The 17,347-nt window shown below is 32.4% G+C and carries 12 protein-coding genes, 1 CRISPR repeat array and 1 other annotated feature; of the genes, 1 reads left to right on the forward strand and 11 read right to left on the reverse strand.

Features of this window, described 5'->3' with window-relative positions; all coding sequences use genetic code 11:
• Positions 1-33: 33 nt before the first annotated feature.
• The 10 genes from mnmA to ACO5GE_RS02300 all read right to left on the reverse strand — a co-directional run bounded on the left by mnmA (position 34) and on the right by ACO5GE_RS02300 (position 13,916).
• Positions 34-1,149: a tRNA 2-thiouridine(34) synthase MnmA gene (gene mnmA / locus ACO5GE_RS02255; protein WP_484829305.1), complete on the reverse strand. Its 1,116-nt coding sequence runs from the start codon at positions 1,147-1,149 to the stop codon at positions 34-36.
• A 68-nt stretch (positions 1,150-1,217) separates the two neighbouring features.
• On the reverse strand, positions 1,218-3,863 hold the full coding sequence (gene alaS, locus ACO5GE_RS02260; protein ID WP_484829306.1) for an alanine--tRNA ligase: 2,646 nt from the start codon (positions 3,861-3,863) through the stop codon (positions 1,218-1,220).
• 184 nt (positions 3,864-4,047) lie between these two features.
• Positions 4,048-4,265: a binding site (T-box leader), on the reverse strand.
• Between the two features lie 515 nt (positions 4,266-4,780).
• Positions 4,781-6,502, reverse strand: coding sequence for an ABC transporter ATP-binding protein (locus tag ACO5GE_RS02265; protein ID WP_484829307.1), 1,722 nt, complete (start codon positions 6,500-6,502; stop codon positions 4,781-4,783).
• On the reverse strand, positions 6,486-8,240 hold the full coding sequence (locus tag ACO5GE_RS02270; protein ID WP_484829308.1) for an ABC transporter ATP-binding protein: 1,755 nt from the start codon (positions 8,238-8,240) through the stop codon (positions 6,486-6,488). The genes ACO5GE_RS02265 and ACO5GE_RS02270 overlap by 17 nt, the downstream gene beginning before the upstream one ends.
• Positions 8,241-8,566: 326 nt before the next feature.
• Complete coding sequence (locus tag ACO5GE_RS02275) at positions 8,567-8,803, reverse strand: hypothetical protein (RefSeq protein ID WP_484829309.1); 237 nt, start codon at positions 8,801-8,803, stop codon at positions 8,567-8,569.
• A gap of 48 nt (positions 8,804-8,851) precedes the next feature.
• A complete protein-coding gene (locus ACO5GE_RS02280; protein WP_484829310.1) occupies positions 8,852-9,238 on the reverse strand; it encodes a GTP pyrophosphokinase in 387 nt (128 codons plus the stop codon).
• A gap of 321 nt (positions 9,239-9,559) precedes the next feature.
• Positions 9,560-10,420, reverse strand: coding sequence for a DUF2262 domain-containing protein (locus tag ACO5GE_RS02285; protein ID WP_484829311.1), 861 nt, complete (start codon positions 10,418-10,420; stop codon positions 9,560-9,562).
• Between the two features lie 408 nt (positions 10,421-10,828).
• Entirely contained in the window at positions 10,829-11,857 is a 1,029-nt protein-coding gene (locus ACO5GE_RS02290; protein WP_484829312.1) for a hypothetical protein, read from the reverse strand.
• A 321-nt stretch (positions 11,858-12,178) separates the two neighbouring features.
• Positions 12,179-12,673: a hypothetical protein gene (locus ACO5GE_RS02295; protein WP_484829313.1), complete on the reverse strand. Its 495-nt coding sequence runs from the start codon at positions 12,671-12,673 to the stop codon at positions 12,179-12,181.
• A 523-nt stretch (positions 12,674-13,196) separates the two neighbouring features.
• On the reverse strand, positions 13,197-13,916 hold the full coding sequence (locus ACO5GE_RS02300) for a hypothetical protein (RefSeq protein WP_484829314.1): 720 nt from the start codon (positions 13,914-13,916) through the stop codon (positions 13,197-13,199).
• Between the two features lie 500 nt (positions 13,917-14,416).
• Here ACO5GE_RS02300 and ACO5GE_RS02305 point away from each other — a divergent pair, with 500 nt between their 5' ends.
• Positions 14,417-15,547, forward strand: a complete 1,131-nt coding sequence (locus ACO5GE_RS02305) for a hypothetical protein (protein ID WP_484829315.1) — start codon at positions 14,417-14,419, stop codon at positions 15,545-15,547.
• Between the two features lie 86 nt (positions 15,548-15,633).
• Here ACO5GE_RS02305 and ACO5GE_RS02310 read toward each other — a convergent pair whose 3' ends face one another.
• The gene (locus ACO5GE_RS02310) at positions 15,634-16,494 is read right to left on the reverse strand and encodes an MBL fold metallo-hydrolase (RefSeq protein ID WP_484829316.1); all 861 of its coding nucleotides are present in this window, start codon (positions 16,492-16,494) and stop codon (positions 15,634-15,636) included.
• Between the two features lie 347 nt (positions 16,495-16,841).
• Positions 16,842-17,338: direct repeats of the CRISPR family, unit length 36 nt; unit sequence GTTTGACTACCATATGAAATTACACTACTCTCAAAC.
• Positions 17,339-17,347 lie beyond the last annotated feature (9 nt).

Below are 17,347 nucleotides of genomic sequence, written 5' to 3' on the forward strand. Positions count from 1 at the left end.
TTGACATCAAAGCATACATTTTAAAATATTAATTTACTCTCCAATGTGATGTAAAAACTCATAATTTGCATTCAAGGGTTTTCCTTTTGTAATAATGGCACTTCCCAAACAAATTTCTTCATCATAAAAAACAGCAAACTGTCCGGGAGTAATGGAGCGTACCGGTTCATCGTACACCACTCTTACCTGTCCATCCGGATGCTCATACACTGTTACCGGAATATCTTTTTGTCGATAACGAAACTTAGCTGTTCCCCTAAACGGGAATTTGGGTTTTTCCGTAATCCATACTACATCCTCTCCCAACAACTCTGTTGTATATAAAGATGGATGTTGTTCCCCTTGTGCAACATACAAAATATTCTTTTTCAAATCTTTTCCCGCTACAAACCAAGGTTCTCCACTTCCAACACCACCAATTCCAATTCCCTTACGCTGACCTATTGTATAATGAATCAAACCGGTATGTTCACCTATCTTTTGTCCATCTACAGTTAACATAGGTCCCGGGTTTGGTTTTAAGAATTGATCCAAAAACTTATCAAAATTTCTTTCTCCTATAAAACAAACACCTGTCGAATCCTTTTTCGTTGCAGTATATAGGTTATGTTTTTCTGCAAGTTCCCTTACTTCTGACTTTTCCAAATCAGCAATCGGAAAAATCGTTTTAGAAAGAGCTTCTTCTGTAATTCGAGACAAGAAATAACTTTGATCTTTGTTATTATCTTTTCCTCTTCTAAGATAATACCTTCCTTTTTTTTCCATCACACCGGCATAATGCCCCATTGCAATATAATCAGCTTCTAATTTTAGCGCATAATCCAAAAATGAATTGAATTTAATTTCCTGATTACACATCACATCAGGATTTGGAGTTCTTCCATGTTCATATTCATTCAAAAAATAAGAAAATACCCTGTCCCAATACTCTTTTTCAAAGTTAACCGTATAAAAAGGAATTTCAAGTTGTCCAGCCACCCTCATCACATCTTCATAATCTTGTGTTGCTGTACAAACCCCACCTTCATCCTTTTCATCCCAATTTTTCATAAAAAGTCCTACAACTTCATACCCTTGTTCTTTTAAGAGCACCGCAGAAACGGAAGAATCCACTCCTCCGCTCATGCCTAAAATGACTTTTTTTGCCACAATATACTCCATTTCTATACTCTAAACATCTCTTTTATATACATAATATATCATCATAACTTCTCATCTTACACCAACTGAGCAATTAATACATCTTTAGCTATATTCAGTGCATCATTAATTTTACTTACATCTTTTCCACCCGCTTGTGCCATGTTGGCTTTTCCACCACCGCCACCTTTTGCGATTTTTGCTACTTCCCTTAAAAGATTTCCACAATGTGCTCCTTTTTCTACTGCAGTTTTTCCCGCCATAGCAATGAAATTGATTTTCTCATCCTTCTTTGAAGCAAGCACCACCACAAGAGTATCATCCTTATCGACCAAATTTTGAGCAATATTTCTCAAATCATCAGAATTGACATCTTCAAACTCTTCAGGCAATAACTTCAAATCACTAACATCAATACAATGAGACATAATGTTATCCATATTTGATTGTAAAATAGTATTTTTAAGTTGAGCAATTTCTTTTTTTGCTTCTTTTAAATCTACAATCTGATGTTCTACTTTTTCAGCTAACAATTCTTGTTTTGTCTTCATTTTTTCAGATAAATCTTCCAAAAGACCCTCTTGCATTTTTAACACTTCGTATACTTTCATTCCTGTGACCGCTTCAATTCTTCTTACTCCGGATGCAACTCCTGACTCTGAAACAATCTTAAACATCCCAATTTCAGAAGTATTGCTTACATGTGTTCCACCACAAAGTTCAACAGAATAGTCGCCCATAGATACTACACGAACTGTTTGTCCATATTTTTCTCCAAAGAGAGCCATTGCTCCCTTTTCCTTCGCCTCATTAATTGCCATTTCTTGACACGTAACTTCCAAATAAGAGTAAATTGCTCTATTAACTGCAAATTCAACTTCTTGTATTTCTTCTTTGGTCATTGCTTCAAAGTGGGTAAAATCAAATCTCAAACGATCTGGTGTTACAAAAGAACCAGCTTGTGTAACATGATTACCCAATACTGTACGAAGTGCTTTATGCAAAAGGTGAGTCGCTGAATGGTTTCTCATTGTTTCATTTCTACGAGATTGGTTTATCTCGGCAATCATACTGTCACCAACAGAAATTTCTCCTTCAACAACTTCCCCGATATGCATAATAACATCATTATTTCCTTTTTTGGTTTGAAGTACAGAAACCTTTCCTCTTTGACTCTCTAAGATTCCAATGTCTCCTACTTGACCGCCACTTTCCGCATAAAACGGTGTTCTATTCAAAATAAAGATAGCTTTATCTCCCTTTTTCGCTGTTTGAATCAACGCATCCTCTTGAACAATACTGATAATACTTGCTTCTTCTGTAAAACTTGTATATCCCTCAAAAATAGTAGGTTCTAAATCCAATGAAACACTATCTTTCTTCCAACCATCATTATCACTGTCTTTTCTGGCACTTCTTGCTCGACTGCGTTGTTTTTCCATTTCTTCATAGAAACCGTCTTCCTCCACAGAAAATCCTTCCTCTGTCAAAATCTCTTTTGTCAAATCAAATGGAAATCCAAACGTATCATAAAGACGAAATGCCTTTTCAGGACTCATCATCGTTTCATTAGTTTCTTTCATACGATTCATCTCTTCTCTCAAAATTTCTAACCCTTGATAAATCGTCTCTTCAAATTTTTCTTCCTCTACTTTAATTACCTTGTAAATATATTCTTGTTTTTCCTTCAATTCTGGATATGCATCAGCATTGATTTCAATAACTTTTGACATCAATTCATGTAAAAACGGTCTGTCCATACCTAATAATTTCCCATGTCTTGCAGCCCTACGAAGAAGTCTGCGAAGAACGTATCCTCTGCCTTCATTAGATGGAATAACACCATCTCCAATCAAGAAAGTTACTGCACGAATATGATCTGTAATAATACGGATGCTGATATCCTTCTTCCTATCTTTTCGATATTTCACATGTAATAACTCTTCAATCTTATGAATAATATCCTGCATAGTATCAATATCAAAAATACTATCCACACCTTGCAACATACAAGCTACACGTTCTAATCCCATTCCTGTATCAATATTTGGATGAGGCAATGGAGTCAAAGTCTTATCTTCTTCCTTATTAAATTGAGTAAATACTAAATTCCAAAATTCCAAGAAACGATCACAGTCACATCCGGGTTTACAATTCTCGTCATCACAACCGAATTCAATTCCTCTATCGATGTAAATTTCCGAACAAGGTCCACACGGACCTGTTCCAGTTCCTATTTCCCAAAAGTTATCATCTTTTCCTAATCTTACAATCCTATCTTCTGAAACACCGATTTTATCTCTCCATATATTATACGCTTCATCATCTTCTTCATACACAGTTACCCATAAAAATTCCGGACTGATTTCCAAAACAGTGGTAACAAATTCCCATGCCCATGCAATTGCTTCATTTTTGAAATAATTACCAAAAGAAAAGTTTCCTAACATTTCAAAAAAAGTCGCATGTCGAGCAGTAATTCCCACATTTTCAATATCTCCTGTACGAATACATTTTTGACAGGTAGCCATTCTATTTTTTGGCGGTTTTTCAATTCCCATAAAATAATTCTTGAGAGGTGCCATTCCTGCATTAATAAGTAATAGACTGTTATCATTAATTGGAACTAAAGGAAAACTTGGACTCACATAGTGATCTTTAGTTGCAAAAAAATCTAAATAACTTTTTCTGATCTCATTAACAGACTTAAATTTTAACTCCATTTTTCTACTCCTCTTTTTCAAAATACGATTCTTCTATAAATTGACATAGATACTATCTTCGATTCTAAAGATTCGAAAATCATCTTCATCAATCTTCTCATATAACAAAAAACATAAAACAAATACTACCAATAATTCTAATAACCAAAAATAAAAAATACCCTCATGTCATATTTATTTATGACATAAGGGCGACTCATCATCACGGTACCACCTTACTCCAGTTTGAAAGCTTATATTACCAAACTATCTTATTAGAACCGATAACGGGATTCCATACCGTTTTCCATTACGAAAATTCTCAAGGAGAGCTTCTCTTTATCACTAACAAAAGCTTTCACCAACCGCTTCTTCTCTAAATGTAAGTAAAATAAAGATACTAATTCCCATCTCTGACAAACTATTCTATTTGACACAAATCTTTCTTTATATTATAGGAAATGAATTACAAAAAGTCAAACAAATTTTTCCTTTGACATCTTTATTAGTTATGTTACTCTTCAAAAAGAACCGAAATTGGTTACCCCATCTGGCAATTATAGCCTCAGGCCTTGGAACCATTTTTCGGTTCTGTTTTTATTTTAATCGAAAAATATACACGTATCAGTTTTTATACCACTGTTTATTTCTATTATTCTGTTTCAATTATCAGCGCTGATACATATCACTCTATATCTAACATTTAAGAGTGGTAATATAACTATACAAATTGTTGCGAAGAACAATGATACATTTTATTTTGTCCTATTTTAAATACTCACTTCACAACTATACCCTATAAACAATCAGAATCTCATATTCTCTATATAAATAATCGATATTTGTTGTCAACGAAAAAAGATATGATATTAAATTCAATAAAAATTTAATATCATATCTTTTCAATTTACTGATAAATGACCTATTGGCTATCCGCACTAATACACAAATTCTTCTGCCAATTTAGTTTTTTCTACCAAATTATTGTATAGTTTAGATTTCATCATCAGCTCTGTATGAGTTCCGATGTTTTTTACAACACCGTTTTCAATCACAACAATTTTATCTACGTTTTCTATTGATTTTAGCCTATGAGATATGATGATAACCGTTTTATTTTTTATCAGCTTATTCAAACTTTCTTGAATTTTCTTTTCGTTATCCACATCAAGACTTGCAGATATCTCATCTAAGATAAGTATCGGCGCATCTTTTAAGAAAGCTCTTGCGATAGAAAGTCGCTGTCTTTCCCCACCGGAAAGTTCTGCACCGTTTTCACCTATCAAAGTATCAAAACCGTTTGGTAATTTTTGAATAAAATCCATACAATTTGCCAGTTCAGCCACTTTTTTTACTTCTTCGTCAGTAGCACCTTTTCTCCCAATTCTAATATTATCCATAACAGACACATTGAACAAGGTAACCTCTTGAAAGACAATCGAAATTTTTTGAAAAAGTGAGTCTGTCGATACATTTTGAATCTCCTGTCCTCCAACCAAAATTTCGCCGCCTGTACAATCGTATAATCTGGACACTAAACGCAAAATGGAAGTCTTTCCACATCCGGATGCACCCACTAATGCTGTCACTTCATTTTGTTTTGCAACAAAACTGACATCGTTCAATACTTCTGTATCTGCATCATAAGAAAATGAAACATTTCTAAACTCTACATTGAAGTTTTGCATCTCTACATCCTTCCCTTGTTGTACTTCCGTATTCTTAATTTCTCTAATTCGTTCTACTGCAGGATCGATATAAAACAGTTCCAAAATCCCTTCTTTAGAGATATCAAACAACTCTTTTACTTTGATTGCTCCGATAATATAACCAATCAAATATAATAAATCGATTTCATTATTTAAGATAAGTATAATTCCTACCAAAATAACTACCGCAACACTAACAAACGCAAACAAAGAAGAGATTCCTAAAAGAAGAACCGACCCAAGCTCCTCTTTTAAATGAATTTTTTCGCTTTCTTCCATTTGACGATACAAAGTATCCTTAAATGTTTCAGTCAAATTGAAACTGCTGATTTCCTGTTGTAATTCTATCGTTTCTTGAAAGCTCTCAGAATTCTCCCTCAGCACATCATAATATTTGGTAGATGCCTTAGTCCGATTATTTTTTCCAAGGGGAATAAAAACAAAACTGACCAAGGTTGGAATGATAACTGCCAATCCCATTTTCACATTTCCTATCAGCATCAAAATTCCCATAATTGGAAAAAACAATCCCATCCCCAAAACTTTTGGGATAGAATGACTGATTGCATGCTCAATTCTCTCTACATCTGACATAATTGTCTGAGAAAGATCGGACAAATTATGTTTTGAAAAATATGCAATTGGCAGTTCTGATAATGTTTCTGAAATTCCGACTCTAAGATTCGCACTTTCTTCATAAGTTGCATTATACAAATTAACATATTCTTTGGATAGCAATAAGTACATCAAAATCAGTGTGACGATGGCAACAACTATATAAAAGATAGGATTTTTTATATGATTCAAAACCAATTGATCTACAATCATCATTAATAAAAACATCGGCAAAAGATTGACACAATAGGTAAAAAAACAAGCTACAGTTGCCTTTACAAGATTTTCAGCCCCTTTATCTGTCAAACAGAATCGCTTTTTATAATAATTTTTCATTTGCAACCCTCCAATCATTTGCGCTATTGTAAAGAGCAAGCAGCTTGTGATACAAACCGTTTTTCTCCAACAACTGCTTGCTGTTTCCTCGTTCTACAATCTTTCCGTGTTCCAAAACAAGGATTTCATCCACTGACTTAATGCTTGTCAGTCTGTGAGCAATCATAATGACTGTTTTATCTTTCATTAAATTTTTAAATGCTTTCTGAAGTTCATATTCATTATCTGAATCAATGGAAGCACTTGCTTCATCCATAATGATAATATTTGATTTTTTCAATATCGCTCTCGCAATTGCAATCCTTTGTTTTTCACCACCGGACAGATAGACACCTTTAGAACCGATAATCGTGTTCTCTTTATTAGGAAATTTATTTATAATCTCATCACACCCGGCTAATTTCATAGCATTCAAAACTTCTTCTCTTGTAGCATTTTTGTCAGCTAAAGATACATTCTCATAAATAGATTTCTTAAATAATTTGCTATCTTGAAATATGAATGAAATCGCTTCGACAACAGCTTCCTTCGTGTAAGATTCCAATGGATACCCACCTATTTTGATAACGCCGCTATCCACTTTATAGAATCCCGATAAAAGTTTTGCAATTGTTGATTTTCCTGAGCCTGAGTGTCCAACCAATGCATATGATTTTTTTTCGTCTAATGAAAAAGATACATTTTCCAGCACTTTATTTTCATTATAAGAAAAAGTAACATTTTCGAATTCTATATTGAAATTCTCAAAAATATTTCTTTGACCATAGCAAAGCTTATCCAACTGCATCTTATCATAGAGTTCTTCCAATGTTTTTACTGCATATCCCGCATTAAATATATTCATTCCCGCCCACATAATCTTCATAAAAGAAACCATCATTACTCCGCTTAACAAAAAGACCATAATAAATTCCACAGCAACAAATTTTGGTTCTTCCAATCCGGTAAGAAAAAATGCAGACGGTATTGATACAATCGCAACAATTCCCAAGAAAATCCACTGATACAAAACATATGGTTTTTTGCAACTGAGAGAATACTGATATGCATATTTTGAGTAATCCATAATTGCCGTATAGAGGGATTTGAAGGATTCTACCTTTGTTCCGAATATCTTTACTACCTGCATTCCACGAATATACTCTACCGTCTCAGCACTCAATTTATCAAGAGAAGCTTGGTACAACTTCATAAATTCTCCGTTTCCCATCATTCCCTTAAGCAACAATGCACACGATATACTGAGAACCAAAATGATAATCCCTACACGGACACTTACAGCAAATGAGAGTATCAGTGATAAAATCGGAACCAAGGCTGCTTGAGTATTATCAGGGAGCATATGCGCTACAGCTGTATGAGTTTTTGCTGCATTATCATCAATCGTTTTTCTAATAAAGCCTGATGCATTTAAATCAAAAAAACGAAAACTCGCATCCATCAATCCGTCAATACCTTTTTTTCTCAAATTCGTTTCTAAGCGAAATGCCAGCATATGAGAAAAAAGTCCTGACACAAGATATAAGATTGCACTCAAAGTAAAATAAATCACAATGCGAATTGCATATAGTTTCGCATTTTCAAAATCGGAATTTACAATCAATTCATTCAAACATTCAAACATCAAATAGTATCCATATACCAAAACAAATGCAGATATAGCAGACATTATGATTGATATGTAACCATTGACTTTAGATTCCGGAACATATTTGAACATCTTTTTATATACATCCATTTTTTACTCCTTTCTATTCTTCAATATCAAAATACTTATTTATTCAAGTAAATCTTAAGTTTCTTTGAAACTGTAAAGTTACAACATTTCTCTTTTAATTACTTTATTACTCTACTGTTTCATTATTTTGTATCACTATACCTTCCTATCTTATCTACATCGACGGTTGCGTCTATAACTATGTTATATCTCTATCTTTAATTCGTCAATATTGATTATCAATATTGACGAATTAATTTAAATCATATAATTAAACTTTCTATGTCAAAAAATTAGTTTAGTATCATCGTACTCAGGACAATAAAAAAGCACCTTTTACAGTGCTTTTAACCTATACAGATTCTATACAGTTGTTGTGACAGTGTATCATCGGCAATCATTGAGTGCAAATACTGAAAAATTCTCTGTGAATCTGGCATATCTAATGCTTTTGACTTCTTTGAAACTTCAAATTTTTTCTTATCCTTATCATAGGATATGATGCCGTCAAGATTATTATTCACTCCATATGCGATACTGATATTTGCTTCAGTTTCCGACAATTTCTTAACTTCCCAAATCAACACTATCACCCCCTTATTACAGTATTTTTGTTAAATTATCTTGTGCTATTATATACTTCTCCATTCGTTTTTGTCCTTTTCTGAAACCGTCTTTAGTCTCTTTGAATTTGACTTATGTCTAAGATCACTCAATTTAACAACTCTCGCAATTTCATTACATTTCAAATTATTGATATAATCAAAATAAGGAACTTTTTTATCATGTGTCAAAAGATTTAAAGCTTCCTTTTGTTCATCTGTAAGGAAGTTTAATTTTTCCATCAGAGTATCCGCATCTTCAACAACATCATGCAACAAAGCAACAATTTTCTCATTCATTCCTTTTTCACCAAAAGAGACCTTTAACGGATGAAAAATATATGGTTTCCCTCCCTTATCCTTTTGTCCTTTATGAGCAATCATTGCTACTCTAAGTGCTTTTAAATAGTTGAGCATCAAAAGGCCTCCTCGCTTATATCTTCAGTATATACATCACCACTTAAAATACATCCATATAGATATGAAAAAATAATTTTTTAGTTTCCCGGTTTAATAAAATTTTCCTTACCGATTGTCAAAAACGCATTATCCCAATCTTGTAAAAATTCTTTGATTTTTTCTTATCGTTCAACTTTATTCCAATAAGTTAACATCAACCACAAAATATAAACTGTTCGAGAATTGCAAAACAAAGTAACACACCCTCAGTATTATTTTTTAAAATCTTCATTATACCATATTTTTTGTGAAAACTACTTGTATGAAATTTTCGCTATACTATCCCACCAATGTCGTGTTTTCTATCTCTCCATCGACATCAATACGAACTTCTATCGCATGACCTGCAAAAATTTCCTTTTCATCTCCATAATACAATGTCATCTCACCCAACTCACTGACAGATAACTCTCCCAGATATAATGAATGATAAAAATACTCTTCTGTTAAATCATCTTCTTCCTCAGAATCTATCCAATCTTCAGCTGTTTCCCACAAATCTTTCACGATAAATTCTCGTATTTTCGAATCTCGTTCTTCTATATTTTCAGTAAATCTTTTTAGATGTGAAAAAGATTTCGGAGGCACATTTCCATCTTGATTTGCATCGAACATTACTCTAACTCTGTTTCCATTAAAATCAACACTTCCTTCAAACTTTGAATACGCTCTGTTTAATATAAACTCCCCTATTGTGTCTTTGATAACAACCGGTTTTAAATACTCTTCAATCAATGCTTCTAATCTATTATCCGAGGCACTATCATCAATATAATCCAGTAGAGCGTAGCAGTTGTTTAATACTTCTCCCATATATGGTTCCAATATCATAGGAGGTCTTTTTCTACATCTAATATGATGTATTTTATATGGTTCAAAGGTGTAAATCCAACCTTTTTTCTCTTTTTCCTCAGGACTAACCAACCATTCCAGACGCCCTTCAACAGTAGAAAATTCATTTGTTTCAACATTTACACATGCAGTAAAATGAGTACACGGACGATCATAACCATCTTTTAAGGCTGCTGCACCACTCACACTTTTTAAGGTAACAATCAACAATTCAACAACTTCTCCACAAAACTCTTTCTCAAAATCTTCTACTGTTTTATTGAACGGATTTTTTAATACATTACTCATAACTTTTCATCCTCTCTCATTATAATAACTATAATAATTTAAATTTTAATTTTTTACCAACTTATACTCCTTGTATTGTACTATCCCATCATTTTATGAAGAAAAGCAGTATATGTTAATATCAAAATGACATTAGTAATTAGTATTACTGCAAATATCACTTTTTTCCTTGTAGGTGAATTTGGAAAGTCATATTGAACAAAATATGGCAATACAGAAAACAATGGAAATATCGATATAATCATCATCGGATAAACCGGGAAACTTGAATTTAAAAAACGTGAATGTTTAACCCAATATCCCCATTTTGGAAATAAAAAACAACTTACTGTAAAAAATATACAAACACCATGTAAACATATCAAGTACAAAAGATATTTTATTTTTTGATTCTTCATATTCACGACCTCACTCATTCCCATCACGTGCTACTTCAGTTGAAACCTCAAATCCTGTCATATAATTTCTCTCATCAAAATCAATGTAAGCATAATACTCATTCCAAAAAAGATGATCACTCCATGATGACCATTTAATACCATAATGTAACTGTGTGACATCTTTCGTATTACTCGGAGGAACTAACCACAATTTCTCATCAAATGTTTTTTGCAATGTTTCCAAATTTAACAAACTGAGCAACTCCATATTATCAAGACGATAATTCATAGCATTTTCTCTTGCTGACGTAATACAATTTTCATCACATTTAAATTGGATAATTTTACAATCTTCCAATACAATCTCCTTAGTTTTTTCCCCATAAAGACCGATACCGCCCATCACAACACCATCTTTTACAAGAAGATAAGGAGAATCGTATATGGTATTACTATTTCGTCTAAAACCTTTTTCGACAAGAACACTCCTATCACAAGGATACTTTTGAAAAGCTCCGGAAGAAAGTATTGTATCATAATCCATATCATAAGAATCATTCTGCTTGATATAGATATCAAATCCACCTGACACGATGTCGGAAACAGTTGTATGTGCCATCGTGATTTCTGTATCATTAATCGTAAACACCGGAGCTTTTACCGGTACACCGATTATAATATATACCATACACATAAAAAATGAAAATATCACAACAGTCATTATTATAAACACTGATCTCCCGGTACGCTTTCGTGCATTAAAAAATGCCATGACAGGAGGCAAAACAATAAATTTTGCCAAATTAGAAAATCCGGAACCACCCCTATCTATCAATCTTACAGCAAAAAGTAATGCCACAAGGATAACAGATACATATACTAACAATTCCCCAAATCTCATCTTTGAAGTATTTTCTTTCTCGTTTACCGCTTCATCCATCAATGATTTTCCACCTGAAACTGCTCGTTTCATATGATAATACATTCCTGATATAATCGCTAAAAAACTAAGTCCTAAAAATAGAATTAGTATAATTAAAATGAACCTTCCTCCCATTCGATATCCTCCTTATTTTTTATATATTCTAAGTAAATTCTCCTGTACTTCTGATAATCATTGTTACCTAATTACCTCAAATAACGAAAGATTATTGTGTATATCTACATTACTATATACTTTTTCACTGTATCTTACCATAATCATTTAAGTCTATCCGTCTGTATCGTATTACACAATCTTCAAAGATCTGCTGTTACTCATAAGGATTATGAATTTTTTTGATAATCTCATCTTATTGTAGTGATTCCATTCAACTGAAAATATTGGATTAGGATAGAATTTCCTTAAATAATCAGTTATAAATGACAGATTCGATTTTTAATCAATATCTCCTATCACCGCTACACCTTTTTCCGGAGGAAAGAGGAAACAAAGTTTCTCTATAAAAACATCCAAATCATGCATATCAAAACTTTTTAAAATAATTTCCCTCTTGTCTCTAAATGTAAAAGCATATCCAAAGTATTTGCCTTTTACAAAAAGTGAATTTAACAGTAAAGGTTGTATCGCATATAATTCATAAAAAAAGACTGTTTTCTCTCTTTTTTTTCTCTTGAAAACAATTCCGTTTTCAAACAAATCAGCTTGTGTCCACAAATCAAACTCCCAAGGTAATATCAGCTTACTTCTTGACTTTGATGTAAAAATATGACTACCAAGTTCTGTTGTTTTAAGCCGTTCCTCAGCTTCTATTGTAAACATAATTATTTTAAATTTATACCGAGGTCCGACAGGCGGATTAACCATCTTCTTAATGAAAAAAACTCCCAATATTATAAGAATACTTAAATAAATAATTTTTGTTCCGTCCATCCCCCATATCCTCCTGATTTTCTAAAAATATCACATAGTAACAATGCCCATAAATCATGAGTACAAATTTACCTGAATGAATTCATGCAGATTTTATCATACCACTCAATATCTTTTTTTCTATATCATGTATAGTTTTGTTAACAAAAGCCTCGATACCAAAACTGCACCAAACCCTAAAATTTTAATGATTCAGCCAATAAGCTAAGTGTATTGATATAGCAACTGTATCATAACTTCAAAGAAACATCAAAAAAGTAAATACTTATTCATTTCCGGATATATCAAAATTTTTAAATTATCTATTAAGAGTTACACCTTAATCAAAATTCCAGGTTTAAAATCCAATGTGGAAACTCACAAATGACTCTTCAAATATCATAGATTCTCTGTAATGATGAAAAATACATTAACTTCAGTATTTTTCTTTTCATCTTTTGTAAATGAAAAAATCTATATCATCCAATTAAATATTGTCTCAAATAAAATTGAGATAGCAGAATCTCCATTTTATTCTCTCATTTTAAACATCAGCCGGTTCTGAACGTAGTTCAATAAATTCATCCTTAGTATTATCATACTTAAAATAATGTAACATCCACTCTCTACCTGCAAAATCAGGACTGTTAATATCCTTGAAAAAACTAGTTGTACCAACATACATCCCATCTTCTGATATTGCAAAATCCTCAACTGTCCCAGAAATATTTGTTCTAAAATACTTTCCATCTTTTACACCAAAGATATGTGCCAACGAGCCCGAACCACCAAAATTTTCTATCCAAACAAAGAACTTTTCATCGTCTTGTCCTACTATTTCTCCGTCTCCTACAAAATCATTTTTAACCCATGTTTCTATTACAAAATCTTCCTTTTTAGGATAAGGAATCTCCTCACAGTTTCCTTTACCATTTATAAAATACAACTTTGCTACACGTTCATCAGCAGCAGTACTCTCATCTGCGGATACCCCAAAAGCTTCAAGAGTTCCATCATTATCATAATCTTCACAAAGAAAACTGACTTCATTATCACCCTTTGTAATATTTCTTTGAAATATTTTATGTAATTTTGCTTCCTGAGCAGTTTTATCTTCTTTGGAAACTTGATTCTCAATCACATCATTTTTATTACTTAAATCATCTTTATCAGACAAACGGCCATTATCAAATAAATTAGCACACGAACTAAAAACTACCAATACTATCATCAGACCAATAACAGATATCCATTGTTTCTTCATCATAAACCTCCCTAACGATTAAATCACAGTTCATTAAAGTATATATAAAACCTATAATAGCATTATAACACTACTTACAGAAAAAATATTTACTCTTATAAAAAAACGAAACTACTACATGGTGAAAGAAAATTCTTTATTCTTCATATTATGGTATGTTATATCATTTAACCATATTCTATCCAATAATTTTCTACTTGACGAAAATAATTGATTCATTTATACTTCACTAGAGTGGATACAGTGCAAATGAATCAACATGAACTTATTTATTAAAACAGAACATACAGAATATGAAAAATCAATAGATTACATTTGAAAAAACAGTTTGTGCAAACCAGTTCTTTCAATATTCTATGTCTTGTCCTGCTTCGCTTAAAATATTCAACATTTCAGTTGCATAAAAAATATATCGTAACTTTCGCTGTAAATACAAACACAAAGTTTTTTAAGAGATTCCACTACAAAATTCAAATGCATAATATATTGGAGGTCTATTTATGGAAAAAAAGATGTTTCAAACAGGTAGAGGTGTTGCAATATTAAAGTCAATACTTCTGGCGATTATCATTCTATTCTTTAGTATTATAGGAATATTTATGTTGAAACTTAATTTCACAGGAGAATTTGTTGAAGATTCTCAGACATTTGGAGACTATGTATACTTAGATGCAATCTATGCCAGTCAACCGTTTGCCAATGATGATGACGGTAGTAAATATATGTTTGTATCAATAAGAGATGACCAAGACATCATTCATGATTATATATTTGGAATCTCTGATAAAGATTTGGCAGAATCCGGTCTTGATAAACTTGTGGAAGCCACATATTCAAAAGAGCCACAAAACATACAACCTATTCACTTAACAGCTTATGTGAAAGAATCAGATGAAAAACTGAATGAATTTGCTTCAGAAGCTTATATCGATTATACCGGCGATAAAACGATAACAGATCCTATGAAATACCTTGGAAATTTTTGTTTAGTATATTCAAATGACAGCTTTTTCAAACGAATGAATTTTGGCGACTGGATGACGTATTTGTTCGTTGCAGTTATAATTATTTTATCTGCTTTCGAGCTTGTTAAAATCATTAAAAAACAAGTAAGAAAAGAAAATAAAATCGCATATTGTAAAGAGCTTTATGAACGAAATCAAGATTATGCACAAGGAATGTCTGAAATCAATCTTCCCGATACCATATACTACAAACAACTGAAATGTTACATTACTCCAAATTATATAGTAACATTCCAAGAAGGATTAGAAGTATTCCGAATTGAGGATATCAAAGAACTGTATGGTTATGATGAAGTAAATCACAGTATACTAATGGGAATTTTATTCGGATGGTTTGCAACCCGTAGAGCAAACCACTATTTGGCTGCTGTTACATCCGATAACGAACTTCATCTTTTTGCAAAAACATCACAGATAGGAAAAATTCATAATCAAGTCGTAGCACAATTGATACAAAAAAATCCTGAAATTTTGTTAGGACGAAAAGGTGTTTTCGCTTCTGACTTGGAACAAGATTTAACTAACTTGAAACTTGTTAAAATATCCGGATTTTACGGAGATTCCGGTGTTTGGAAAGGCCGTGTAAAAGAAACATTTATATCTTAAATATTACCATTGTCTAAAATATCAATTTTTAATTCTGTCATAAAATTGATAAACTGAGAAATTCCCCGCACAAACGCGGGGAATTTTCACATTTTTAGGTAACCTTTCTTTACATTTTCTTCAGTATCATCAGCTTCATCGAAACCGTCATAAGGCGCTTTTGGATCGTGGACTTTAGGTTTTCTCCTTAATGAGTTACAAACTTCATCGATATGAGCAAAAGCAAAGTCCATGTCATCCGTCCATCCGGTATGTCCGGTAATAATTTTTAATTTGAGATTTCTTTTCCTTAGGATATCTTCCAATCTTTTAAGAGATTTAATTTGAAGATTACTATCTTCTGCAAGCGTATTTAAAAATGCATAACCTCCATCTGCTCCAAACCAAATAGTATCTCCTGTAAATAAATATGCATCATCAACCAAATATACAAGATGTCCCCAACTATGTCCAGGAACAAGAAAAGCTTCTATCTTAATATCCCCAATATAAAATACTTGCCCATCATCAATTAAAACTTTCCGATTATCAATCTTCACTTGAGGTAATTTATGTAACCCCCAAAATACTTTACGACATCTACTACCTTCCAAATACTCATTTTCAATTTTTCCGATATATATTGTTGCTTCTCTGAATAACCTATCACTATCTATTTCAATCGCTCCAACATGATCTGTGTCTTGATGAGTAATTAAAATCTCCTTGACATCAGTTGGTTTGATATGAAGCCAATTCATCTTTTCCGACAGTCTGTCATAGTTATAACCTGCATCAATCATAATCGTATGATCATCTTTTGTATAAAAATAAACATTTGCAACATATTCCCTAACACAAGTGACTTTTTCATCAATAAAACCTGTATTTAGAGGTTTAAATATTTCTTTTCCACGAAATAAAAAAGACATGAATTTCACTTGAAAATTTGAATCTTTTTTTGCCATGATAATTCGCCTATTTTCCTTTCTAATTCAAACTACAATAAATGGATATCCATCATCACAAACTCATCCTTCTATCCTATATCATTGCAACTATATAAGAATAGTATCCATATGATAACCACTCTGTATACCAATAGATATCGATAACTTTTTGAGAAAGACATGACAAACACTATGACTTCGTCAATAAAGGCAATATTATTAGAAAACAAAGTCTAGTATCCTATTCCTATTATTCTGTTCCTTTCCATATTCTATGTAGAACCTAAATTTAACAGAACACATCATATTACAAAAACTTTATGTTTCTCTTCCATTAACAGTAATATCTTTCACTCTGAAACCACAAAAAACTACCATATAAAATTACACTACTCTCAAACAGCAACCGCTAAAGGTCCACTCTTCATAATGTTTGACTACCATATGAAATTACACTACTCTCAAACCAAACCTCAAATCACTACATAAAAAAATCGGTTTGACTACCATATGAAATTACACTACTCTCAAACCAATACAAAGAAGAACAGGAAAAAGCAAAGGTTTGACTACCATATGAAATTACACTACTCTCAAACTTGCTTCCTCTTTTAACACAGAAAAAGCTTGTTTGACTACCATATGAAATTACACTACTCTCAAACAAACATTCTCGTAAAACTAAACTTTCTGCGTTTGACTACCATATGAAATTACACTACTCTCAAACACAATTCCGATGCTGTCGTCGGTGGAGTAGGTTTGACTACCATATGAAATTACACTACTCTCAAACAAGAAGTAAGTTTGACAGGATTAACAAGACGTTTGACTACCATATGAAATTACACTACTCTCAAACTAGTCAGAG

Source organism: Filifactor sp., assembly GCF_057248345.1.